This window comes from Mycolicibacterium hodleri (genome assembly GCF_025822245.1).
Classification (GTDB): domain Bacteria; phylum Actinomycetota; class Actinomycetes; order Mycobacteriales; family Mycobacteriaceae; genus Mycobacterium; species Mycobacterium hodleri.
This window is the reverse complement of the sequence record NZ_JACKTL010000053.1, coordinates 120,887-145,374: the sequence shown is the minus strand read 5'-3', so window position 1 is coordinate 145,374 and position 24,488 is coordinate 120,887. Positions and strand designations below refer to the sequence as shown.

The following is a 24,488-nucleotide window of genomic DNA, read 5'->3' as shown; positions in this document are numbered from 1 at the left end:
TCGACGGGTGCATGGATCGTTGGATCTACTTGTGGTCACGCCCGTTTCGTGCACGACCCACATACGGCCTCCGGATGGCTCGAGTCCCGCCTCGACGCGACGCGGCGAACGCGAACTCGTAGTCACCGCAAACATTCGCACCAGAGATCGGGTATGGCGCATTCGGCTACCATTTCGTAGACTTCGCCACACGTGAGGCGGTCGCCTAGCCGCTTCGAGGTCGGGCATGGGGGCGTCAAGGAGCCGGGGGGCTACCGCCTTCGCTGACAAAAGGCGCTACCTCACATGGCTTTTCGTTCTCCGGATGAGCGGGGGTTGTTGAACATGACCGAGGTAGTCGACCGCTACGAGTTGGTGCCCCTGCAGCAGGGCATGCTGCTACACGCGTTGAGCACGTCGGGCACCGGCGTCGACGTCGAACAGATCATCGTCATGACGAGCGAACCACTCGACGTGGAGACCTTCGAACGAGCGTTTCTGCCAGTGATGCAGCGTCATACGGTGTTGCGGACGCGATTGCGCTGGAGCGACGTGGACGAGCCGTGCCAGGAGGTGGTCGCCGACGGTGAGCTGCCGGCGACCGTCGCCGACTGGAGCGGCCTCGAACCCGAGGAGGCCGAGCAGCGTTTCGAGGCGCAACTTCAGGCCGACCGCCGCCAGGACTTCGACCTCTCTCGCGCGCCGATCCTGCGACTGTTCGTCGCCCACCTCCCCGGAGGCGGATCCCGTGTCCTGTGGACCTTTCATCACGCTCTCGGCGACGGCCGCTCGTGCGTCGTGTTGCTCGAATGGTTCGCGCTCTACGACGCCGCCCTGCGGGGCGAGACCGTGACGCTTGCGCCTGCGCGTCCGTACCGCGACTACGTCGAGTGGCGCCGGTCGCTCGATCTCACGTCCGCAGAAGCGTTCTGGCGCAACGAGTTGGGCACCTTCTCCGCTCCGACGCCGATCGGAGCGGACGCGCCAAAGGCCGTCTCGGGCGAAGAACTCCACGGAGCCGTTCAGCTGCGCCTGCCTCGGACCTTGTCGGATCCCCTTCGCGACACGGCCCGCGACACGGGCGTCACGGTCAACACGATGTTCCAGGCTGCCTGGGCCGTGTTGTTGAGTCGCCACTGCGGCGAATCGGACGTGGTATTCGGTGCCACCCGCACGGGACGCTGGACGGGCTCCGACGACACCGACGTGCGGATCGGCCTGTTCATCAACACACTTCCGATGCGCGTCGACGTCGACGACGACGCGCGAATCGGGCCGTGGTTGCGGTCGCTGCGGGCGAAGCAGGTCGCGCTACGACCGTACGAACACACCCCGCTCGCGGCCGTGCACGGATGGAGCGCCGTCGACCGCCGCACGCCGCTGTTCGAGAGCATCGTCATCTACGACCACAGGACACTCGACGGATTCCTGCAGATGCCCGGACGCCACTTCGACTACGTCGGTCAGACGAACTTCCCGATCGCGCTGCGGGCGTATGGCGACGACGAAATGCTGGTGCGGCTGGAGTATTCGACCGAGCGCTTCTCCGACGCCGCGGTCGCGCGCATGCTCGCTCACCTGGTGAACCTGCTGACGCGCCTGGCGGACGGCGACGCGGCCTACGTAGGTGATCTGGACCCGGTGGGCGACGACGAGCGGGCGGTTCTGGTGGGCCCGGGGCCACGTCCGGTGTTCGACACCCCCGACGTGACGTTGCACGCCGGGTTCGCCCGCCAGGCCGCCGCCACGCCGGAGGCCGTCGCGGTGAGCGTCGAAACGCCCACGGGCCGCGAGGAATTGACCTACGCCGACCTGGATCGTCGAGCCGAAGCCGTGGCGGCGCACCTGCGCAGCCTCGGTGTCACCGCGAACCAACCCGTCGGACTGCGCGTCGAACGCGGCGCCGACGTCGTCGTCGGCATGCTGGCCATCCTCAAGGCAGGCGGCGCCTACCTCCCCATGGACCCGGTCTACCCCAGCGAGCGCGTCGCCTTCATGCTCGAAGACGCCCAGGCCAGAGTCGTTCTGACGCAACGGGCACTGGCCGGGCAGCTGGCCGCTCTACCCGTGCAGTGCATCTGCCTCGACGCGCCGCTGCCACCCGCGCCGCGCACCCCACCGCAACCCGGTCACCCCACCGGCGACGACCTCGCCTACGTGATGTACACCTCGGGATCCACCGGGAAGCCGAAGGGCGTGCCCATCACTCACCACCACGTGCTGAGGCTCTTCGCCGCCACCGACGAGTGGTTCGACGTCGGTCCCGACGACGTGTGGACGCTGTTCCATTCCTATTCCTTCGACATCTCGGTCTGGGAGATCTGGGGGGCGCTGCTGTCCGGTGGGCGGCTCGTGGTCGTGACGCGAGACGTCAGCCGCGACCCGAAGGCATTCCACGCGCTGCTGCACCGCGAGCGAGTCACCATGCTGTGCCAAACCCCCACGGCGTTCCGGTCGCTGATCGACGTCGACGAGCGCGGTCCGGCCGCGCCATTCGCTCTGCGCGACATCATCTTCGTGGGTGAGGCACTCGAACCACACATCCTCAAGCCGTGGATCGACCGCTACGGCGACACCAGTCCGCGGCTGGTCAACATGTACGGCCCCACCGAAGCCACCGTGTACGCCGCGTATCGACCCGTCACCCGCGCCGACCTCGACGGAGGGAGCGTCATCGGCGTTCCCATCCCCGACCTGAGCCTCTACGTCCTGGACGCCCGCCTCAGGCCGGTGGCAGTCGGCGTGCCCGGCGAGCTCTACATCGCCGGTCCCGGCGTCGCCGCCGGTTACCTCAACCGGCCCGACCTGACCGCGGAACGGTTCCTGCCCGATCCGTTCCACGACGGGCTCGCGTACCGCAGCGGGGACCTGGCCAGGCGCCACGAGAACGGCGACCTCGAATACCTCGGCCGCATCGACCAACAGGTCAAGATTCGCGGCCACCGCATCGAACCGGGCGAAATCGAAGCCGCGATATCCGAACACCCGGCCGTGCGTCAGGTCGCCGTGATCGCCCGCGAAGACGTGCCCGGCGAGAAGAACCTCATCGCCTACCTCGTCGCCGACGCACCGCCTCCAAACCTGATCGCGGACCTCCGTGAGGCCCTGCACGCGCGGCTACCGGACTACATGGTTCCCACGCACTTCCTCCACGTAGACGACCTGCCGCGAACGCCCAACGGCAAGCTCGACCGCAACGCACTTCCCACGCCGCGACAACACCGTTCGGCGCCCCGTCTGATCGTCGACCCCCGCACCGCCAACGAGGAACTGGTGGTCTCGGTGTTCAAGGAGGCCCTCGACCGGCGCGACGTGGGCGTTCTGGACGACTTCTTCGATCTCGGCGGTCATTCGTTGATGGCCACTCGGGTCGTGGCCAAGCTGTGCGACGCGGCCCACGTCGACCTGCCCCTGCGAAATCTGTTCGAACGTCCGACACCAGAGCGGCTCGCCGTTGCCATCGACGTACTGTCCTGGGCTGCCGCGGGCAGCGCCCAGCTCGCCGTGGCCGGCCAGGGCGAGCGAGAGGAATTCGAGCTGTGAGCGCCTCCCAACTTCTCGAGGAGCTACGCGCTCTGGACGTGCACGTCGTGCTCGACGGTGATCGACTCCGCGTCAACGCGCCCGCCGGAGTGCTGACCGACGACCACAAACGCGATGTGGCGCAGCGCAAGTCCGAACTCATCGCATTTCTCCGCGAGGCGCAGCAGCTCGCCGCGCAGCAACGTGCGATCGTGCCACTCTCCCCGTCGGGAACGCGAACCCCCATCTTCGCGGTGGCCGGTCACAACGGCGACGTGTTCACCTATCGCGTTCTGGCGCATCATCTCTCACCGGATCAGCCGTTCTACGGCCTCCAGCCACCCGGACTCGACGAGGGGTCGACACCCCTGACGCGCGTCGAGGACCTGGCCGGGTACTTCGCGCAACAGATTCGCGAATTCCATCCGACGGGCCCCATGACGATCGCCGGCTACTGCGCCGGCGGCACGATCGCATTCGAACTAGCCCGCCAGCTCACCGAGTCGGGCGCGCAGGTGTCCAATCTGCTGCTGTTCGGCGCACCGTACTCCGGGTCGTACCGCGTTCCAGGTCAGGCGTTGGCAGTGGTGCAGGAGGGTATTCGCCGGGGCACCATCCATGCTCGGGCGATGCGGGGAGCCTCGCCACGCGAGCGCGTTCGGTACGTTGCCGGGCGCGTGCGCGGGAAGTTGGCGGACCGGGAGGAGAAGACCACCGACCCCGTCCTGATCCGGCGCGGCAAGGTGGAAAGGGCGACGATCGCTGCGGCGCGGGCATATTCACCGCAACCGGCGCGGTGTCACGTCGACTTCGTCATCCCCTGCCGCTCGTTCACCCGGTCGTGGGCCCGTCCGCTGCGCTGGGGCCCCCTGGCCACCAGCTCGTGCGAATTCGTCGGCCCCGACGGCTGCAGCAACGACCTGATGCTACTGCCCGAGCACGTCGCGCCGTTCAGCGCGTTCGTCGCCGAGGCTCAACAGCGCCGTCCGTGACGCGCGGCCTCCTGCTGTTCGCGTGCGTGCTGCTGGTCGGTGCGGCGGCGGGGATACCCGTGTACGTGCGACCCCAGGTCGACCAGCTGCGTCACGCTGACGCCGTCGTCGTGCTCAGCGGGCCGCACCATTCGCGATACCCGTTCGGCCTCGATCTGGCCGAGCAGGGGTGGGCCTCCAATCTGGTCATCTCGAATCCCCACCCGGCGGCCGACTCGCCTCTGACGCAGTTCTGTGCGGCGCCACATCCCCGAGTCACCGTGTACTGCTTCGATCCGGACCCGGCGACGACGAAGGGCGAGGGGCGTCAACTGCGTAACCTGGCCTCGGAACACGGTTGGCGCACGCTCATCGTCGTCACCTTTCGGCCCCACGTGTCCCGAGCCCGGTTCATCCTTCACCAATGTTTCGGCGGTGACGTGGTGATGGCGGCCAGCCCGGATCGCATTTCGGTGTCCAGGTGGGCGTTCGAATACCTCTACCAAACGGCGGGGTATCTACGCGCGGTCGCACAGCCCGGTTGCTGAGCCCGGTGACGCTGGGACCGTTGGCCATTCGGCAAACCTCAACGCCCAACCGGTGGCATACTGAACGTCATGCATGAGCACGTCCGTGCCGATTCAGCAATGCCGCGTGGTCCGACGGTGGACCGCCGAGGATTCGGCCGCCTGGCCCTCGTGACGACGGCCGCCGTCACCGCCGCCTGCGCTCCCCAACCACCGCCCAAGCCCACGGCACCCGCCAGTGCGACGGCACGGGTGGTCGACGCCAGCGCCGAGTCGTTCGTCGGCGACTACGGCACCGGCAACTTCAGTCAGTGGTGGGTTCAATGCAAGGACTACAACGGCGCGGGACGCGCCTTCCCGGGTTCGTACTCGGCGTCCGTCGTACCGGATCCCGTGCACGCCTACGCCGCCCGCTTCGAGGTACGCGAGGGTGACGTTCCCCCGTTCGGCGGCGGTGAGCGTTCCGAGGTGAGCGGCGGTGAGAAGACGCTCGGGTTCGAGGGGCAGGCTCGGTGGTATCGGTTCGCGACGATGTTCGACCCGACCTTTCCGGCCGATCACGCAAGCCTCGGGTGGGGGTTGACCAATCAGTGGCATGGCGATTCCAACGACGGCTCGCCGCCGCTCAATTGGAGCGTCAGCTACCAGGACGGGCAATGGACGCTGCTCGCCGACCGGCAGTCGTCGCCTGGCGGCTATCTCGGCAAGGTGGCCCTGTTCAGCGTCCCCCTCGACCCCGGCACCTGGCACGAGGTGGACATGCAGATTCTGTGGTCGGCGTCCGACTCGACGGGATTCGTCGAGTTGTGGCACAACGGCGTTCGCCAGACCTTCACCGACGGCTCGCAGACCTACCACGTGCGCACCCTGGTCCCCGGCGGTTCACCATCCTCCGTGTACTACAAGGAGGGGTACTACCGCCAGAACGGCATCGCGCCGACGGGCATCGTCTACCACTCGGCGTTTCGGTCCGCGGACACACGCGAGGCGCTCTAACCACCGGCGCACTCCGGGTAGGTCGTCAGAACGGAGGCCCGGCCGGTGGGCATCGACCATTCCTCCGACTGCTGATCCGCGGCTCGGTCCAGCAGAAGCAGTCGGGCGTCGTCGGGGACGGGCACCCGCTCGGTGTCGACCAGCCGCCCGTCGTCGCCGGGGCGCACGGAGTAGAGAATCCGATCGGCAAGCGGCAGGCCCACCTCGACCAGCAGCTGGGGGCGGTACGCACCCGCGATGACGTACTCGTCACCGTCGGCCGCGAGCGCGCGCGTCACCACACCCGCCGCGCATCGCCGCTCGGCCTGGATCTCGATCTCCCGAAGGACGGGGCCCGCCACGGAGAGACGCACGCGACCGTGGTCGCGATCCACCGCAAAGACGAAGCAGGACAACGCCAAGGACGCCGCCAAAATCCAAAGCACGACGTGCGGGGCGTACCGGCACAGCAGCCAGTACACGCCCACCAGCGCGGGTATCAGATAGGACGCCTCGTCGGGCAGCCAGACGAAGGGCAGAGCGAAGAGCACGACGGTGGTCAACGCCCAGCCGTTCATGACGCGATCGTCGGGCTCGGGCAGCGTGACCCCGCGCCGCCGGTTGAACCACGCCGCCACTGCGGCGCACGCCACCCCGAGGGAGCCCACGACGCCGAACAGCCCGACGGAAACGTTGTAGACCAACGACTTCCAGTCGCCGTACGCCGTGGGCGTTTGCACACCCACGGCGAGGAACGCCGGCAGGAAGAACGCCACTGCGATCGCCCCCGACCACCCAGCCAGGACGGCCAGCCGGCGCCACCCCGCCGCACTGCGCAGTCGTCCGACGTCGCCGTGCACGTACAGCACGGCCAGCGGAAGGATCGCCAGCGCATATGTCGGTCTGGAGGCCGCCGCCAAACCCAGGAACGTCGCGGCCCACCAGAGGCGGCCCGATTGCACGCACGACGTGGCCGCGAGAAAGAACGTCAAACCCCAGACGTAGTCCATGGCGCCGAGCCCAGCCACGTAGACGACCGGGGTGAACGACATCGCGAGGGCTCCGGCCACCGCGCGGGAACGCCCCAGCGGCAACAGCAATCGAAGGAACAACACCGCCGACGCCGCCGACAACAGTGTCGAGAGCACCCCGATTCCCACGCTGGATCCGACCCCGAGGTACAGCATCACGGCGTCGACGTACTCCGGCAACGGGTAGCCGGGTACCCGCGACGGGACGTAGACGCCGGTGTCCACCAGGTGTCGAGCCGCCGAGATCGCACGCCATGCGTCGGGATCGCCGCCGTAACCGTGTCCCAGGAGGGGCAGGCGAGTCAGCAGGACGGCGACGACCACGAGCGCCGTCACCCCCGAGGTGGAGTTGGCGCCGGTGAGCGCTCTGGTGCCGGTGCTGCCCAGCGTCGTGGCCACGGTCGTCTACCCGGCACGAAGGGCAGGTCGGCGCATCTCGAATCCCGAGACCTTGAGCCGGAACACCGCGTGGGAATGCTGACTCGCGATGCCGATGCGGGGCAGCGCAAGCGGATCGGAGTCGCGATCGGCGAAGCCGTTCGTCGTCGACAGCGCCCAGCGGACACCGTTGCGCCGCAATGCCTCCCGCGCCCGATGGTCGAAGTCCTGTTCGCCGCCGTTGGGATAGGCGAAGATCTCCGGGGCACGACCGGTCTCGCGTTCGAGCGTCGCGCACGATTCGGAGATTTCGTGGTCGACCTTCTCGTCGGAGCAACGCGACAGAATCGGATGGGTCACGGTGTGCGGGTGAAGGGAGACGTTCGCGTCGGCGGCAAGCTCGTGTGCGTCGTCCCAGGACAGCATCTGAAACGGAGTGCCATAGGCGTCGGACTCCGGCCCCAACGCGGTCACCAACCCCTCCACCTGCGCCAGCCGCTCCGCGTCCGGGAGCTGCTTGAAGTGCTGGATCACGTCATCGCGCACCGTGACTCGGTCCGAGGGGCTGCGCAACGAGCAGGTACCGAGCCCGATGGTGGCCAGGTCGACCTCGGGCTGCGTCGTGCGGGCGAACGCCAGCCAGAGTCGGTCGGGCCACAGCGCCTCACCCGTTCCCATCGGACCCGTCGCGACGAAGACCGCCGCGGGCAGCCCGAGTTCACGCAGGACCGGCGCGGCGTGGGTCAGGAGGTTGTGCGTACCGTCGTCGAAGGTCAGTGCCGCCGCCCGCCGGGGCAGGCTTCCGTCGCGGAGCCGCTCAACGGCCTCCTCGAGCGGCAGGACGTGGAAGTGCTTGCGCACGTACGTCAACTCTCGGCGCAGGGTCGCGGCGTCGAGGACGTAACTACAGGGTGGGTCGACCGGCTCACCCTCGACCCCGTGGAACATCAGGATCGCGAGTCGCCGGGACTTGCGCCACCGGGTCACCGCGGGCACGCCGACGGCACAGAGCAGCCGGGCGATCAGCTGCTTGGCGGCCGCGCGGGTCAGAACACTGGTCACTGATTCCTCCTATCTCATTGCCGCGTGGTAGGCCTGGACCGTCTTCTCGGCAATCGTGTCGGGTGCGTAGCGAAGTACCGCCACGTCGTGTGCGCGACGGCCCATCCGAAGGCAAAGCCCTTGATCGTCGAGCAGCGCCCACAACCGGTCGGCCAGTTTCACTTCGTCCTCGGATTCCACGACGAATCCGGTTTCGCCGTCGTCGACCATCTCGGGCACACCACCCACCCGAGTGGCGACGACCGGCTTACCCGCCGCCATGGCCTGGGCGATGATCGTCGGTGCATTCTCCTGCCGCGAGAACGACACGACCGCCCGAGCATCGGTGAGTTCCCGTCGCAGCCGATCGTTGTCCACCTGGTCGACGACGTCGACGCAGTCGGTGAGGCCCAGGGCGGCCACGCGGCCCAACACCTCGTCGAGGTAGTGCGCATCCGGTTGCGGACCGATCAGCGCCAACCGGGCGTCGGGTACCGTGGCGCGGCACTGAGCGAACGCGTTGACCAGGCCCAGCGGATTCTTCAGTGGGATGAGCGCGCCCGCGTACAGCAGTCGCGGCGCGGTCGGTGCCGGGGGCGCCAGCGCGAAGAACTCGGGGGCGGTGGGATTGGCGATGCTCGTGCGCGTCCCCCGCACCAAACCGGAGAGCTCCTCGGCGTCGTACTTCGATATCGAGACGACGACCTTGGCGCGTCGCAGCACCCGTTTGGCCAGACCGCGGATCAGCTTGGCTCGCAGGGTGGTTCGCAGACTTGGCGCGTGGTAGAGGTGGGTCTCGACGTAGGTGATCCCGTGCACGGTGACCACGGCGTTGGGGCTGCAACGCACCGCGACGTCGCCGTTCACCCCCATCTCCTGACCGTGCACCACGTCGGGCCTCACCTCCTCGAACACCCTTCGCGCCCGACGCAGGTCCAGGTAGGACCGGGTGAGCATGCGCCACCGGTACTGGCCACGCACGTAGCGGACCTGCACCTTGGGCGACTCCTGCCGGACTCCCGACGGCACCTCCCCGTGGTGGAAACGCAGGACGGTGATGCTCTCGACGTCGTCGCGCTCGGCCAGTGCGGCCACGAGGGTGCCCGTCGCCGACTCCACTCCGCCCCGTATCACGCCCGGCTCGAGCGGATACGTGCCAATCATCAACACCTTCAGTCCCATTCGTTCCCCCTCATCTCGGCACGGCACCCCCGAGGCGGGATGCCAGGTTCCCGACCAGCCCCCGGACGGATCGATACCGCGACGGCGACACCAGCCGCAGCACGCCGACGTAGATCCCGGCGAGCAGAACGCACTCGACGGCCACCGCCGCCAGGCCGACCGGCTCGACGAACCGGTCCGACCGCGTGACCACGTGCTCGAGCGGGAAGACCACCGCGAGGGCGACCGCCGCGGCCAGAGTCGACGGGGCGACTACGTCGACGACGTCGCGCAGCGACGCCTCGACCACCGAGCGGGCGAGCAGAATGGCGACGACGCCGCAAGCGAGGTACGTCACGGAGAGGCCAATGCCGACTCCGACGAGGCCAAAGGGCAAGAGCAACAGGATGAGCGGGATGTGCAGCGCCAACCCCAAGGCGCTCAGCCAGTTCACCAGCGACGACCGGCCGGCCCCCTTGATCGCCGTGATGCCGAGCGCCTGAAGCGCGGCACCCACCGCGATTCCCGACATCGCCATGGCGGCGGTACCCGCGGGATGCCATGCGTCGCCCAGGAGCAGCACCACGACGGGCCTGCCGAGAACCAGCAGCAGCACCCCCACCGGGAGTGCGCCGAACCACGTCCAGCCCAGCGCCCGCAGGAACGCGTCGCGGAATCTCGCCGGGTCGGCCGAGACGCGCGTGAACGCCGGAAACAGGACGTAGCCGAACACCTCGACGATCGCCATGGCGGGCATCGCGGCCATCTGAGACCCGTAGCGGTACTGCCCCAGATCGGCCGTCCCGAGCCGGCGCCCCAGCAGCACCTGCTGGAACGCCTCGCGGATGCTGTGGGACACGTTGTCCAGGAGCAGGGGGAACGAGAACACCGCCATCTCCCGCCACAGCGCCACGGAGAACCGCCCGCGGAACGGGCGCCACCTGGCCATCCACCAGCTCAGCCCCAGCAGAACGGTGATCGACGCGTAGGAACCGACGACCAAAGCCCACGCGCCAAAGCCCATGCTGGCGAACGCAATCGACACCCCGGCGAACGCGATCTTCGCCGCGGGCTGGATGACCATTCGTTGTTTGAACCGCAGGTCGCGCTGCATCAGCACCTCGGGGACGCTGACGCACATGTAGAGCACGACCAGCCCGGACGTCGCCGCCGAGATCTGCCCGGCTCTCGCGTCATGGAACAGATACCCGACCACCGGCGAGGCGATCAGCACTCCGATCCCGAGCAGAACCCCCGCCGCGAACGTCACGATCAACACCGTGTTGGCGGCGTCCTCGATGTCGTCGTCGCGCTGGATCAACGCTTGAGCGAGGGTGCTCTGGGTGAATGCCAACAGGAAACCCGACAACACCGACCCGGCTGCGTAGACGCCCACCTCCCCGGGTCCGAGGATTCGGCCCAGCGCGATCGTCTGGACGATGACGGCCAGCTGGCATACGACGACCCCGACCGCCGAATAGCCCACGCCCCGTTTGAGAATGCCGCTCAGACTCGCCGTCATCGGCTACCAACCGATGCCCTGGTAGTTCGGCGTCTCGCGCAACTCCACGGCGTTGGGCAGGCGCACCAGATCGATGATCAGGCGCTGCGTTCCGAGTCGTGCCACCGCGTCGACGACCTGGGCGGAAGCCGAGCCGACGATCAGCACGTCGGCGTGCTCGATCACGGCGTCGACGTCGTCGGTCAGGACCTCGCCGATGTGGGGCAGTCGCTCGGCGATGTAGGTGCGGTTGGCGCCGATCAGGCGGGACAGTACGACGTTGGCGTCGTGGATCTTGACGTCGAAGCCCTTTCCGATCAGACGCTCGGCGAGCTCCACCAACGGGCTCTCCCGCAGGTCGTCGGTGCCCGCCTTGAAGGAGAGACCGAGGATTCCGACCTTGCGCCGCCCGTCGGCGATCACCAGGTCGAGCGCGCGGCGCAGATGAACCTCGTTGGAGACCAGCACGTTCGACAGCAGCGGCAGGTCCACGTCGTTGCGCCGCGCGGTGTGGGTCAGTGCTCGAAGGTCCTTGGGCAGGCACGACCCGCCGAAGGCGAACCCCGGCCGAAGGTAGGCCCGGCTGATGTTCAGCTTGGTGTCCGCGACGAAGACGTCCATCACGGCATGCGAGTCCAGCTTCAGGGCGGCGCACAGCGCACCGACTTCGTTGGCGAACCCGATCTTGAGCGCGTGGAAGCCGTTGTCGACGTACTTCGTCATCTCTGCAACGCGGATCGGCACGTCGAAGCGCGGGCCGGGCAAGCCGTCGTACAGCCGCAGGACGGTGTCCCGGGCGCGGGGGTCGGTGCCGCCCACGACGGTCTTCGGCGGGTCCAGGAAGTCCCGGACGCTGGTGCCCTCACGGAGGAACTCGGGGTTGACGCACACGCCGAAGTCGACTCCGGCGCGTCGTCCCGATGTCCGTTCCAGCAGGGGTATGAGCAATTCCTCGCAGGTTCCGGGCACCATCGTGCTGCGAAACACGACGACGTGCCACGAGTCCTTGTCACGAAGCGCCGCACCGATTTCGGCGGTCACCTCCTCGAGGTATCTGGTCGACAGGCCCCCGCCCGCGGTCGACGGGGTGCCGACGCAGACCAGGGAGACGTCGGTGGTCAGGACCGCCAGGTGGGCGTCGCCGGTGACCACGAGGCTGCCCGCGGCGACGACGTCTGCCGTGAGTTCGCCGATCTCGTCCTCGACGACGGGCGACCGGCCCTGCCGGAGCGACTCGACCTTTTCGGCGCTCACGTCGACGCCGACGACGCGGTGACCCCGCGAAGCCAGACATGCGGCGCTCACGCAGCCGACGTAGCCAAGGCCGAAGAGGCTTACCGATTCCCGAAGGTGCTGATTCATCGTTCACTCACCAATCTCATCGTCGACGGAGGCGAAATCGTCACCGCGCCAGGGGTCGTGACGTCGATCGTCAGGTCACGTCGGACGTCGTGCTCCCACCAGCTGATTTCCAGGCGGTCCCCGGCCCGGACGATCTCGGGCCTCGTCACCGCCCCGGCGTCGGCGGTGCGCAACAGCGAGAGCATCGCGAGCGGGAGGGCACTGCGGGTCGAGGCCGTCAGCAACCAGGTCGGCGTCCTGGCCTCCAGACGATCCGACCACCACCCCAGCCCGGAGTCGGCATCGGCGCGGATCTGGCCGAACACGACGGAGGTCGTTGCGGCGTAACACAACTGAAGCACCGGCCCGTCGCCCCGGTCGACGAGGTGCCCGTCGGCGGTGGGAATCCAGTCCAGCTCGGGGTGCAGGGGCCAGGACACCGAGACGTCGTGCACCGACGAGCCGTCGAGGAGGTCGACGACGACGATGGTCGGGTCGCCGGGAGGGGCGATCAGCCAGCGCCGGTGCGTCACCGGATCGCCGAGCCTGCGGTATCCGTCGTGTTCGGCGTCGACGATGCCGCGCGTCAGGTCGACCGAGTGCACGGTGGTACTCGCCTGCCGCTTCCAGTAGAAGGGGCCGCCGATCTCGGACTGGTCGAGACCGTCGACGCAGACCGTGGCGTGAGCAGCGGTGCCACGGTGGGCGACTCGCCACTGCGGATTGGCGTAGTAGCTGCCGGTTCCGGGGTCGACGACGAGCTCGTGGCCCCCGGCGCTGAGGGTCACCGCGAGCGCGTCGGCGTGCCCGTGCGCGGCGGTCGACCCGTGCCCCAGCGGTCCGACGTCCATGGTCAGCCGGTGCGGCCCCGGGCGCAGGACCACCAGGCCGCCATCCGGCGCGTACGCACTTGCGGCGGACTCGCCCTGGCCGACGCCCGCGCCGATCTGGTGGACCGGCGTACCCAGCGCGGTCGCGAACCACGCTGCAGTCAGCGTCATCTCGCCGTGCCTGCCGGCGGTGTCGTGGGCCGTCGTCGCCGCCACGATGCCGAGGTGCTGGCGCACGGTGCGCTTCGGCTCGGCGCCCAAGCGGACCGCGAAGCCGTCGTCGTCGTCGCCGTACCGGGGGTCGGGGTCCTCCGATCCCACCAGCGAAGCCAGGTATCGCGCGCTTCGGTCCAGCGCCGCGACGAGTTCGGGCGGCGGCCGACGGTTGCCAAGGCGCAGCAGCCCGACGACCCACGAGAACAGCTCGGCGGTGAAGACCTGATAGGACACCGACTGCTCGGCACCCGCACCGTCGGCAAGGATCTGCCGCCCGGCCTCGTCGGCGAGCGCGTCGAGCGCCCGCTGGTAAACCCTTGCCGGCGAGGCGAGTTCGGGGAAGAAGAGGTGCACGGTGACCAAGCCCGCCAGCTCTCCGATGAGGTGGTTGTTGGCCGAGCTAAAGCGGGAGCGACCGTGCCAGCAGTGGCGGGCACTCGCGTCCAGCATCCGGACCACCCGCCGGTACCGCTGCGCGGTCATCTCAGGTGAGGTCCGCAAGCCCTGCAGGGCGACGGCCACCGAGATGGCGCGGATGCCCGCCTCGAACGCTCCCCGCCACGCCATCCCGGTACCGACGGGATTCTGGTCCAGCCACGAGTCGAGATGGTCGAATGCCCGCTGCGCGTAACGATCGTCATCGGTGACGAGCCAGGCCTGCGCCAGGATCGGCAGGTGTTGGAGGCGGTTGAGCTCCCAGATCCACTTCGGATCGCTGCTGGCCACCCGGTGGTCGAGCCTGCTGGCGGCCGTCGTCGGCCAGCGGTAGCCGCTGAGCGGGTCGACGTTCCAGTCGACGACCGGGCCCACGTTCGCGCTCGGGTATCCCAGGTAGGTGTGTTCGCCGGCCAGGATTCGGTCGGCCTCGGCGATCAGTCGGCCGACCTCGGCCGGTCGTCGCACCGCCATCTGCCGCGCCCGGTCCCGGTCGAGCAGCACCGGCCGCGAATCGGCCTCGCGGAAACGCGTCAGCAATGCGTCCCAGTCGACCGGACCGGTCAAGATCCTCGCGTCGGAACGCTCGCGGAGGCCGTCCCGCCCAGTCAGCGTGTCCGCCACTCTCGCTGCGCGCCAAACCATTTCGCGGGGTGACATCCGTGCGGCGCGACCGGCATACCACGCGAGGCGCGACCGGCGTGACTCATCCGTACGCGCGGCGAGGTGCCGGTAGGTGGCGAGGAGAAGGTCGAGGTTCTGCTCGCCCTCGCCAGGGTCGACGCCGCCACCGACTGCCTCACCGGCGAGAGTGTCGCGCAGCCGGGCGGCGAGGTCCACCGAGTCGGCGGGGCGGTAGCGGACGACTCCGCCGGGGCGAAAGCCGACGTCGCTCGCCACGACGGGCGTACCGACGGCAAGAGCCTCGCGAACGGAGATGGCGTCCCCCTCGTGGTGAGGGGTACGGACGAAGGCGTCCGCCCGGCGCAGGATGGGAAAGACGGCACGCTCGTCCTCGCGGACCAGGACCGCGTCGCGCAGGTCGTCGTCGGCGAGGACGTCTAGCAACTCGGCGCGGAAGTCGGCGTCCCCACCGCCCTTGACCATCAACACCAGACCCAGACGGGGATGCGAGACGCGAAGCTGCCGAACGGCTTTCACCAGATCCTGGCTGCCGTAGTAGTCGTACCACCCGCTGATCGACGCGACGAGCGGCGCATGCCGGTCGGCGAAGTCCCCGACTGCGGCGGGCAGCACCTGCTCGGCGCGGGGGTCGAGCCGCACGGGCAACGCATTCGACACCGTGGTGATGCGGGACTCACGCACCCCGACGTTCCGCAGCGCCGTGGCGATCTCGTCGGTACACGCCACCAACAGCTGCGGCCGGGTCAGGATGAAGCGGACGAGCCACCGTCGGGCACCCCGGTAGCTCGCGACGGCGGCGGGGAACTCGCCGCCCGCGATGGACAGGATGCTCGGACGACGCACCACCTGGGCGGCAACCAGGGGCAGGACGTTGCCGATCAGGTTGGGCTGGCTCCCCGTGACGCAGTGGACCACGTCGGGTCTGGCGCGCACCAGGGCGATCGCCGCGCGGACGAAGACGACCACCCGGCCCAGGTGCCGTCTCCACCCGCCGACGGCGGCGTACGGGACCGGCACCCGGAGCGGCTCCAGCCCCGCCTGCCGCAGACCTGCTTCGATCGACGAGAAGTACACGCCCATCCCGCCAAAGGGTGGCGGAAACGGTCCGACGAGAGCGACCGTGACGGGCCGACTCGCGGTCACTCCGGCCTCTCCTGCTCGCCGGCCATGCCGGCGCCGGCGCCGCGGCCGCCGAGCGCTTCCGGCAGGTCGACGACGACCGCCCGGCCCTGGGCGAGCGCCATCGGGACCTGCAGCGTCAGCGCGCTCGACCAGAACGCAGCCTCGGCCACGGCCTGCGCCTCCCGACCGCCGGCGGCCAGGTCGGCGAACAGGTCCATCTCCTCGCGATGGCCCTTCTCCTGACGGCGGCCGCGCGTGCGCTTCCGCTTGCCGCCCTGCCCGATCTCCAGGCCGAAGAAGTCGTCGACGATCCCGACGGTTCCACCGCAGTAGACCTCGATCCGCTCCTTGGGGATGCTCGGGTCGCCGTTGCCGAGGTACTGCAGGCTCGCGACGGAACCGCAGGAGAACGTGACCTGCACGACGACGGTGTCGGCCAGCTCGGCGGGATCGGGCGAGGCGATGGCCTCGGCCGAGACGCGCACCGGGCGGCCCTCGACCAGGGAACACGAGAGGTCCAGGAAGTGGCACAGTTCGCCGATGATGCGGCCGCCGCCGGAGATGGGATCGCGCATCCAGTGGTCGGGCGGCATTTGCCCCGCGTTGCAACGGGCGATCACCACGCGTGGCACGCCGGGCGGCAACGCGGCCCGCAGCTTGGCCGTCAGTGGCGAGAACCGCCGATTGAAGCCCACGAGCAGGGGCGCCCCGGTCTCCACCCAAGCCGACGCGACGTCCTCGAGGCCCGCCCAGGTGGTGGCAAGGGGCTTCTCGCAGAAGGTCGCCTTCCCGGCGCGCAGCGCCTGGGCGGTCAGCCCGGCGTGCGAGTCGTGACGCGTGGCGATGACGATCGCGTCGACGGTCGGATCGGTGATCAACGCCTCGGCGTCACTGGTCGCGTGGGCGAAGCCATACGTCTCGGCCACTCGACGCGCCGTGGCGCCACTGGAGGTCGTGATGCCGACGGGTTCGACCTTGTCGGTGGCCATCAAGGCCGGCAGCAAGACCCGGGTGGCGAAGTTCCCGGCACCCACCATGCCGAGGCTCACGCGTTCGACCGACGGACGGCGGTGCGGGTCGAGCTCGACGCGGCGGCGCTCGGCGGCGGCCTCGCTGTTCGGGTAGTGCAGCAGAACGCCCACCGGGCGGGTCTCGTCCGGGGACTTGCCCGAGATGAGTGCGTAGGCGTCGGCCGCATGGTCGACCGGGAAGTGGTGCGTGGTCAGGCCTGCCACGTCCACCCGACCGTCGCGGACCAGGCGCAGAAACTCACCGAGGTTGCGCTGCTCGGTCCACCGGACGTACCCGATCGGATAGTCGTGTCCGTGCTCCTCGTAGGCGGGGTCGTAGCGACCCGGTCCGTACGACCGCGAATATCGAAGGTCGATCTCCTTGTCGTAGAACGGTTCTCGGGGAAGATTCAGTCCGACGTGGCCCACGAGCACCACCCTGGCCCGGTCGCGCGCGAGCTGGGCCGCCAGCTCGATCGGATCGTTGGAGGAAGCGGCGGCACAGATCAGCACGGCGTCGACCCCGACCCCGTCGGTGACGGCGTCGACGACGGCCTCGATGGACGAGCCCCTCGGCACGGCACGCTCGACGCCCAGCCGTTCGGCCAGCGAACACGCCACCGGGTCGAGATCCGTGCCGAACACCCTGGCCCCGGCCACCCTGGCCAGCTGAGCGGTGACCAGACCTACCAGACCCAGCCCGACCACCAGCACGCGGTCGCCGAGGCCCAGCTCGGCCTGCCGGACGCCGTGCATCGCGATGCAGCCCACCGTGCCGTAGGCGGCCTGATCGGCGGTCACGCCGTCGGGCACCCTGGCCAGCAGGTGCTTGGGGATGAAGTTGACCTCGGCGTGGTTCGCGTAACCCGCCCCGGAGCAGGCGACGAGATCGCCGACCTCGACCCCCGGCACGTCGGGTGCGACCGCGAGGACGCGTCCGGCGGCGCTGTAGCCCAACGGGTTCGGCGCCTCGAGCCGCTGCATCACGGTCCGGTAGGTCTCCCGCATGCCGTCCTGGCGGGCCTTGACCAGTACCTGCTGCACGAGCTCCGGCCGCGCCCGAGCCTTGCCGAGCATGCTCTTCTCACCCATCTCGATCTTGCTGCGCTCGGTGCCCGCACTGATGAGCGACGACAGGGTCGCGACGAGCGCCCCGCCGCGGTGCAGCCGCGGCGGCGGGACCTCGCTCACCGACACCTCACCGGACTTCAGGTTCTGAATTGCCTGCTTCACATCGCCTCCCAACGTCGTGCGCCGTCGATGACGACGACTGATGCCAACGGCTCGTCTTCCACTGCCGGGGTGGTCGTCCCAAGCAGACGTTCGTAGAACCGGATGAGGGTGCTGCGCGAGGTGTCCCACGACAGGTCGTGGGCAACCCGGCGGTAGCCGGAAGCACCCATCACCCGGCGCTTACCCGGGGTACGCAGGAGGTGGTCGACCGCCGTGGCGAAGGCCAGCTCGTCGTTGGCCGGGACGTATACCGCGGCGTCGCCGGCCGATACGCGGGATTCGACCAGGTCGAAGGAGACGATGGGACGTCCCATGGCCATGTACTCGACGACCTTGTTCATGGTGGACACGTCGTTGAGCGGATTGCGTGGGTCGGGCGCCAGGCAGACGTCGGCCGTGGAGAGGCAGCGCTGCACGAATTCGTCGGACACCCGGCCAGGGAATTCGACGACGTCGGAGAGGCCGAGTTCCTCGCTGAGCGCCACCTGTTGGTCGAACGTGTCGCCCGCACCCATCATGATGCAGTGAAAGTCGTTGCAGCCGAGCTGGTCACGCAGTAGATGAAGGGAACGCACAGCGTAGTCCACGCCGTCCGACGGACCCATGACGCCGAGGTAGGCCAGCAGGTACGGCTTGCCGCGCTTGAGACTCTCGTCCGGGGCCTGCCGGACGAACCGGCTGAGATCGGGTGCGGTCCGCACCACCACCACGTCGTCGGGGTCTACCTTGCCGCGCTCGACGGCGATGCGTCGATAGCTCTCGTTCGTCGAGATGACCGCGTCGGCGCAGGCAAAGGTCACCCGCTCGACGACTCTGGTCAGCCAGTAGAGGATTCGGCCACCGTCGGGGAATCGGGACAGGAACATCTCGGGCCCGAGGTCGTGGTGGTCGAAGACGAACTTCGCCCCGAACGGACGCAGTGCCAGCGCGATCAGGAACAGCAGGTCCGGCGGATTGCAGGCGTGCACGACGTCGACGCGCTCCTCGCGGCGAACTCGGATCGCCAGGCGCAGCGTGTGAATGAGCGCGAGCCCGTACTCCCTGACGTAGCCGATCGGGCCACCGGTTGCCGCGTGCAGCGGATAGCGCAGGATTCGCACGCCGTCGACCACCACGTCCCGCTCCCGGTCTTGGCCGTCACCGGTCGGGCAGATCACCGTGACCTTGAATCCCGCACCGACCAGTGCACGGCTCTCCTGCCACACGCGCCGGTCGAACGGGACCGAGAGGTTCTCGACGAGAATCAGTATGTGGCGCGTCATCATCGACTCCGATCACTGAGTAGGGCGTGGTCGGCGACCACGTCCTCGAGGGCCCGCTGAGCCAGGTCCACGCTGCGGTCCAGACTGAATTCGGCGACCACGCGACGGCGCCCCGCCAGACCCATGCGTCGTGCGGCCTCGGGACGCGACAAGAGGGTCGCGATCCTGGCGGCGAGCTGGTGCGGGCTGCTGGGCGGCACCAGGTAGCCGGTCCGGCCGTCCTCGATCATCTCGGGGATTCCGCCCACGGCGGTACACACCGCCGGCCTGGCACACGCCATCGCCTCGAGCAACGCGATCGAGAAGCATTCCACCGTCACCGAACTCAGCGCGAAGACGTCGACCGCGCGCAGCAGTCGGCCGACGTCGCGACGCACCCCGGTGAAGTGCACGTTGGACCCGAGCCCGAGCTCGGCACACAACCCCTCGAGCTCGGTGCGGCAGGCCCCGTCCCCGATCACGAGGAACCTCGCCGACGGCATGTCGTCGACGACGATGCGAGCTGCCCGCAGGAACGTGGCGTGGTCCTTGATCGGGCTCAGCTCGGCGACGATGGCCACCACCGGATCGCCTGCTGTCCAACCGAACTCGCCCAGCGGTGACGCGTCGGTGGTGGGATCGAACGCCGCCGGATCCACCCCGTTGTGGATGATGCGGATCCGGTCGTCGGGGTACCCGAGATCGTCCACGAGATATCGACGCTGCGCCTCGGCGACGCCGAAGTACGCGCTCGTCCAGCGCGTCAGGGCGCGGTCGACGTTGCGGCGCAGGGTGCTTCGAGGCGTTGCGTCGCCGATGTTGTGCACCCACATCACCGTGTGTGCGACGCCTGCGACACGCGCGGCGATCCGGCCGAGGGTCTCGGCGTTGTAGCCGCGCACGACGACGACGTCCGGTCGCCCGTCGCGCATGATCGCGGTGAGTGCGGCCACGGCCCGCCCGGCCTGCAGTTTGCCGCCCAGATGGAGGGCCCGGGCCGGCACACCGGCAGCCACGAGGTCGGCGAACAGACCACCCTCGTCACCGATGCAGACCACCGACGGCGTGAACCGCTGCGGATCCAGGCGTGGCAGGAGCGTGGTGACGTGACGCTCCGCACCTCCGACCATCAGATCGGGGACGACGAACAGGAGCCGGATCGGTCGCGCACTCATCGACGCTCCCGATGGCTCGACACCGCACGGTCGGCCCATCCGACGGTGACGCCGACGATGAGGAAGATGATGGTCGTGGAGAAGTCGAAGTACCGCAGGTCCACGGTCATTCCGGCAAGGACCATGATGGCGAGCGCCATGGCGGACAGGATCACCAGGGGCTTGCCGCACACGTCGTGGTCCGGGAGCTCCCCGTACGCACGCCACAACCGACGTGCGACGAGTGCGAGCACCCCGAGGTAGGCGATCAGCCCGATCACGCCCAGCTCGGCCAGGATCGCCAGTTCGTTCTCGTGCGACACCTCTCCCAGACCGGCACTCCACACGGTGTCCGGCGTCCACTGCTGGTGGTGATAGGAGTTGACCGCCTGAAACCGACCGATCCCCCATCCCTCCAGTGGTTTTCGCACGAATGCCCACAGAGCGGTCTGGATGTCGTTGAGCCGGGATTCGACCTCTGCCTGGGAACCCACGCCGCCGGCCTCCCGATCGGCGCTGGTGAACGTCGACCAGTTGACCGCGACGAACGCGGTCAGCGCCCCCAGCACCGTGACGTACCAGTGGCGGGATCCCTTGGCCAGAAGCGCACCGATGACCAGCACGGCGAGTCCACCCAACCAGGCTGCGCGGGTGCGGGTCTCGTAGAGTCCGACGCCGGCCGCGACACCGATCACCAGGGCCAGGACCCGCTGCCACCGCGGTTCGCTGCGCCGGGTGAGTACCAGCATCGCGGTCGCAAACCCCAGTGCCAGGACCATTCCGTTGATGACCGGCTGGTTGAAGATGCCCACTGCCCGCCCCGCCCAGCCCGGCCGCTCGACCACGACCACGTACCGCGGCCACACCCAGTCGGCGAGCCCGGTGAACGGCATGATGCTCACCGCCGCCGAGTACGCGGTCAACGCCAACACCGTCCACAACAGTGCCCGCACCGCCGAGACGCGATCGAAGGCGTAGCGACCCACCACGTACGCCGAGAACGGGATCATGACGCCGATCACGATGAGCCGCGGTATCGAGAGTTCCGCGCCGAGAAGCACGTCGGTGGCGGGGTATCGGTGCGGAGCCAGCATCGAGTAGACGTTCCACGCGACGTACGCGGTCATCGCCCAACCGATCACCCCGATGCCGCGCAACCGGTCGCGCGTGCAATCCAGCCACAGCACCAGCGCGATCCCCAACGCCACGAAGGCGATCAGGAACAGCTCGACGGGCAGGCTGACCAGAGCCTTGACCGGTATCCGCAGGAACATCGCGACGAGCAACGCAACGGTGGCCACGACGACGACGGTGGGTGGTGCGGAGTCCCGGTCGTCGCCAACCGGGGTGGTGGTGGCGGCGGGACGCAGGTCGACTGCGCTCATCCGGGACCGCCGGTGGTCGACTCGAACTCGGGCCGCGCGTCCAGGTCGACGCGCCGCAGCTTCCCGAGCCGCCCCCGTCGACTGCCGCCCACCAGGACCGCGCCGAGGAGAACCGCGCGGACGCCGGCGAGGGCATCCACTGCCGCGGTGACTCCCGAGGCCCTCGACCATCGCTTGTCGACCACCAGGATGGTGCGGTCGGCGGCTGCACAGATGGGCTGTGCGTCGACGGATTCGGTGATCGGAGGCACCGAGACGACGATCGTGTCGGCGTCCGTCCTGAGCTCGTCGACGACCGCCGTCACCCGGTCGCGGCTGACCCGCGAACACCGGTCGTCGACTCCGGATCCGACGGGCATGATCCGCAGCGATTCGACCGGACCATCCCTCAACGCGCTGCCGACCACCCCGGGATCGACCAGTGCGTCGTTGAATCCGATGTCCTCGATGGCGGGTGACGCCTCGTCGTCGGCGTAGACGAGGACCGTTCGAGATCCCTGGCGTGCCGACAGGGTCGCGAGAGCTTCGGCGAGTTCCCGGGCGCCGCCTGCGCCTCGCGCGTCGGTCACGGCGACCACCGTCGCCTTCGGCAGGTCCTGGAGGCTGACGACGTTGACGAGGCCGTGTAGCCGAGTCTCCCGCACCCGGCTCTCCTCCAGCGTGTCACCGGCGGGAAGGTCGGCCAGCGCGTCGACGCCCGTCTTGTCACGGAGGTCACCCGAGTTCTCCAGCCTCGTGGACACGGCCGCCAAGGCGAGTGCGGCGAGGACACCGAGCAGGACGCCGCCCCCGACCCGCATCAGGAGCTCGATCTTGGCCTTGGACGCGATCTCGGTGACGCCGCCCCGCGGCTGAAGTTCCTGCATCTGGTCCGTCGAATCGGCCCGGAGCACGTCCAGGCGCTGTTGCAGTACGGGCGCCAGTGGGTTCAGCACGCCGGAGGGACCGGGCTGGGCCATCAGCGCGTCGAGTTGACGCTGAGTGTCTCGAATTGCGTTGTCGTTGCGTCGTTGTCGCACCGAGTTGATGTCCTGGGTGAACGCCTCGGCCATCCTCAGCGCGGCTTCTTGGGCGACCTTCGGATCCTTGGCGATCGCCTCGATGGTCAGGATCGGACTGGCCCCCACCATCCGGGCCTCGAAGGTGACGTCCGGTGGGACGTCGAACGTGGTCCTCAGCCGGCCGACCGTCGCGGGATCGTTGAACAGGGTGGAGTATCCGGTGATCATCGTCGCGTCCTCGAGCGGATTGCGGTTCGGAGAGGACAGCACGAGCGTCGACGTCGCCGCGTACGTGGGCGTGACATTCAGCAGGGGCAGCGCGCTCACCGCCGCGAGTCCGGCGATCACCAGGACCACCCACCACCGGCGCCTGACCTGCTCGACGCGTCGTCTCAGGCTCGTCTCGAAAGTCACAGCAGCACACTCCTTCTGGCAGTGATCTTCGGCTCGGCGCCGTGGATAAGTTCCCCGGCGACGCGGCGCGCCGACCTGATGGCGCCCTCCATCAGTCCGAAGTACTCCAGGCTGGTTTCGGTGCCGGCCCAGTGGACGCGGCCGTGCGGGGTGGTGAGCGTCGGACCAAGGGCCAACCAGTCCCCCGGGCCGAACAGCGCGGCGTAGCACCCCTTGCTGTACGTCTCGGACGGCCAGTCGGTCACCGTGCATCGCGTCGGCGGTGGCAACGCCGGAAACAGCCGGCGGGCGTGGGCCAGCACGGTGCCTCGCTGTTCGGCCGCCGACAGGGCACCGAAGGCCGTTGCCGCCCTGCCGGTGACGAATCCGGTCAGAACGCCGACGGATTCGTCGGGCGGGGAGTCGTCGACCGTGGACAGCAGCGGACCGCTGGTACTCACCGACCAGCCCGACAGTCCCTGGGCACGCCACATCGGCGTCGGGTAGCTCAGATGAACCTTGACCGCACAGCCTCGACCGGTGGCCGCCGTCGCCCGGGGCGCGGGAAGCCCAGGGCGAAAGTGGATCTGCTGCGCCAGGAGCGGAGGTATCGCCATGACGACCCTGTCGGCCCGACATTCGAAGGCTTGGTCGCCGACGGAGGTACCGTGCACCACGACGTCGTCGCCGTCCTGGTCGACCGCCGACACGGCGTGGCTCAACCTGATTCGGTCGCCGAGCCGGCGCCCCAGTGCCTCGCACAGCAGGTGTGCACCGCCGTCGACGCGCCACTGCTGAGCTCCGCCCCGAAAGGCGTTGAGGTACCGGATCCCACCGCCGGAGCGCAGATAGAAGGCCATGTGAAGCGCGGAGATCGCGGCCGGAGCCGCCGCCATCATCTCCCCGACGAACAGCGGGAAGAAGGTGCGCGCGTCGTCGTGCCCGATCTCGTCGACCAGCCACTGCGCCGCGGTCAGTCGGTCGAGGTGCTCGGCCCGTGGGCTCTGCCACGGGGCGTCCGGCCGTACGTCGCCCACCAGGTCCTCGAGATGGTCGAACAGGCCCCCGAGCGCGACGGCATCCAGGGGCGGCACCCGGCTGGCGGTCGTCGAGCGCCGCTCCGTCACCAGAAAGGTGCTGTCCCCCACCATGTCGGTGGAGGCGAGGTCCAGTCGGTGCTCGTCGAGCATGGCGAGCAGCTCGGTGTGCTGCACGCCGAGATAGGCCGCGCCTCCGTCGGCGACGACGGTTTCGGAGACCGGGACGCCGTGCATCCGGCCGCCCAGCCGACCGCGTGCCTCCAGCACCGTGACGTCCGCACCCGCCGCGGCCAGGTCGACGGCGGCGGTCAGCCCCGCCAGGCCTGCTCCGACGACGACGACGCGCATGTCCGCCG

At 69.0% G+C, this 24,488-nt stretch carries 16 protein-coding genes; 4 read left to right on the top strand and 12 right to left on the bottom strand.

The window, feature by feature from the left end; genetic code table 11:
- Nucleotides 1-324 precede the first annotated feature (324 nt).
- From H7J06_RS23105 to H7J06_RS23090, 4 genes are all read left to right on the top strand, one after another.
- Nucleotides 325-3,522: a non-ribosomal peptide synthetase gene (locus tag H7J06_RS23105; protein ID WP_264041601.1), complete on the top strand. Its 3,198-nt coding sequence runs from the start codon at nucleotides 325-327 to the stop codon at nucleotides 3,520-3,522.
- Nucleotides 3,519-4,493, top strand: coding sequence for a thioesterase domain-containing protein (locus H7J06_RS23100; RefSeq protein ID WP_264041600.1), 975 nt, complete (start codon nucleotides 3,519-3,521; stop codon nucleotides 4,491-4,493). The genes H7J06_RS23105 and H7J06_RS23100 overlap by 4 nt, the downstream gene beginning before the upstream one ends.
- Nucleotides 4,490-5,020: a YdcF family protein gene (locus tag H7J06_RS23095; protein ID WP_264041599.1), complete on the top strand. Its 531-nt coding sequence runs from the start codon at nucleotides 4,490-4,492 to the stop codon at nucleotides 5,018-5,020. The genes H7J06_RS23100 and H7J06_RS23095 overlap by 4 nt, the downstream gene beginning before the upstream one ends.
- Before the next feature lie 117 nt (nucleotides 5,021-5,137).
- Nucleotides 5,138-5,995: a polysaccharide lyase family 20 protein gene (locus H7J06_RS23090; protein WP_264041597.1), complete on the top strand. Its 858-nt coding sequence runs from the start codon at nucleotides 5,138-5,140 to the stop codon at nucleotides 5,993-5,995.
- Here H7J06_RS23090 and H7J06_RS23085 read toward each other — a convergent pair.
- Genes H7J06_RS23085 through H7J06_RS23030 form a run of 12 tightly spaced genes read right to left on the bottom strand, consistent with a single transcriptional unit; the run spans nucleotide 5,992 to nucleotide 24,480 of the window.
- A complete protein-coding gene (locus H7J06_RS23085; protein WP_264041596.1) occupies nucleotides 5,992-7,404 on the bottom strand; it encodes a hypothetical protein in 1,413 nt (470 codons plus the stop codon). The two genes, H7J06_RS23090 and H7J06_RS23085, sit on opposite strands and share 4 nt — an antisense overlap.
- 6 nt (nucleotides 7,405-7,410) lie before the next feature.
- Nucleotides 7,411-8,445 (bottom strand): polysaccharide deacetylase family protein, encoded by a 1,035-nt coding sequence (locus tag H7J06_RS23080; RefSeq protein WP_264041595.1) that lies wholly within the window; start codon nucleotides 8,443-8,445, stop codon nucleotides 7,411-7,413.
- Nucleotides 8,446-8,454: 9 nt separating this feature from the next.
- Nucleotides 8,455-9,606: a glycosyltransferase family 4 protein gene (locus tag H7J06_RS23075; protein ID WP_264041594.1), complete on the bottom strand. Its 1,152-nt coding sequence runs from the start codon at nucleotides 9,604-9,606 to the stop codon at nucleotides 8,455-8,457.
- Between the two features lie 10 nt (nucleotides 9,607-9,616).
- Nucleotides 9,617-11,107 (bottom strand): oligosaccharide flippase family protein, encoded by a 1,491-nt coding sequence (locus H7J06_RS23070; protein WP_264041593.1) that lies wholly within the window; start codon nucleotides 11,105-11,107, stop codon nucleotides 9,617-9,619.
- Between the two features lie 3 nt (nucleotides 11,108-11,110).
- Complete coding sequence (locus tag H7J06_RS23065; RefSeq protein WP_264041592.1) at nucleotides 11,111-12,448, bottom strand: nucleotide sugar dehydrogenase; 1,338 nt, start codon at nucleotides 12,446-12,448, stop codon at nucleotides 11,111-11,113.
- Nucleotides 12,445-15,696 carry a heparinase II/III domain-containing protein gene (locus H7J06_RS23060; protein ID WP_264041591.1) on the bottom strand — a complete coding sequence of 1,084 codons (3,252 nt, stop codon included), beginning with the start codon at nucleotides 15,694-15,696 and terminating at the stop codon, nucleotides 12,445-12,447. Before H7J06_RS23060 ends, H7J06_RS23065 begins: the two co-directional genes overlap by 4 nt.
- Nucleotides 15,693-17,918 carry a bi-domain-containing oxidoreductase gene (locus H7J06_RS23055; RefSeq protein ID WP_264041590.1) on the bottom strand — a complete coding sequence of 742 codons (2,226 nt, stop codon included), beginning with the start codon at nucleotides 17,916-17,918 and terminating at the stop codon, nucleotides 15,693-15,695. The genes H7J06_RS23060 and H7J06_RS23055 overlap by 4 nt, the downstream gene beginning before the upstream one ends.
- Complete coding sequence (locus tag H7J06_RS23050) at nucleotides 17,915-19,180, bottom strand: glycosyltransferase family 4 protein (protein ID WP_264041588.1); 1,266 nt, start codon at nucleotides 19,178-19,180, stop codon at nucleotides 17,915-17,917. The genes H7J06_RS23055 and H7J06_RS23050 overlap by 4 nt, the downstream gene beginning before the upstream one ends.
- Nucleotides 19,180-20,334: a glycosyltransferase gene (locus tag H7J06_RS23045; protein WP_264041587.1), complete on the bottom strand. Its 1,155-nt coding sequence runs from the start codon at nucleotides 20,332-20,334 to the stop codon at nucleotides 19,180-19,182. The genes H7J06_RS23050 and H7J06_RS23045 overlap by 1 nt, the downstream gene beginning before the upstream one ends.
- The gene (locus tag H7J06_RS23040; protein ID WP_264041586.1) at nucleotides 20,331-21,698 is read right to left on the bottom strand and encodes an O-antigen ligase family protein; all 1,368 of its coding nucleotides are present in this window, start codon (nucleotides 21,696-21,698) and stop codon (nucleotides 20,331-20,333) included. The genes H7J06_RS23045 and H7J06_RS23040 overlap by 4 nt, the downstream gene beginning before the upstream one ends.
- Nucleotides 21,695-23,113, bottom strand: coding sequence for a hypothetical protein (locus H7J06_RS23035; RefSeq protein ID WP_264041585.1), 1,419 nt, complete (start codon nucleotides 23,111-23,113; stop codon nucleotides 21,695-21,697). The genes H7J06_RS23040 and H7J06_RS23035 overlap by 4 nt, the downstream gene beginning before the upstream one ends.
- A complete protein-coding gene (locus H7J06_RS23030; RefSeq protein WP_275079799.1) occupies nucleotides 23,110-24,480 on the bottom strand; it encodes a flavin monoamine oxidase family protein in 1,371 nt (456 codons plus the stop codon). The genes H7J06_RS23035 and H7J06_RS23030 overlap by 4 nt, the downstream gene beginning before the upstream one ends.
- Between the last annotated feature and the right edge of the window lie 8 nt (nucleotides 24,481-24,488).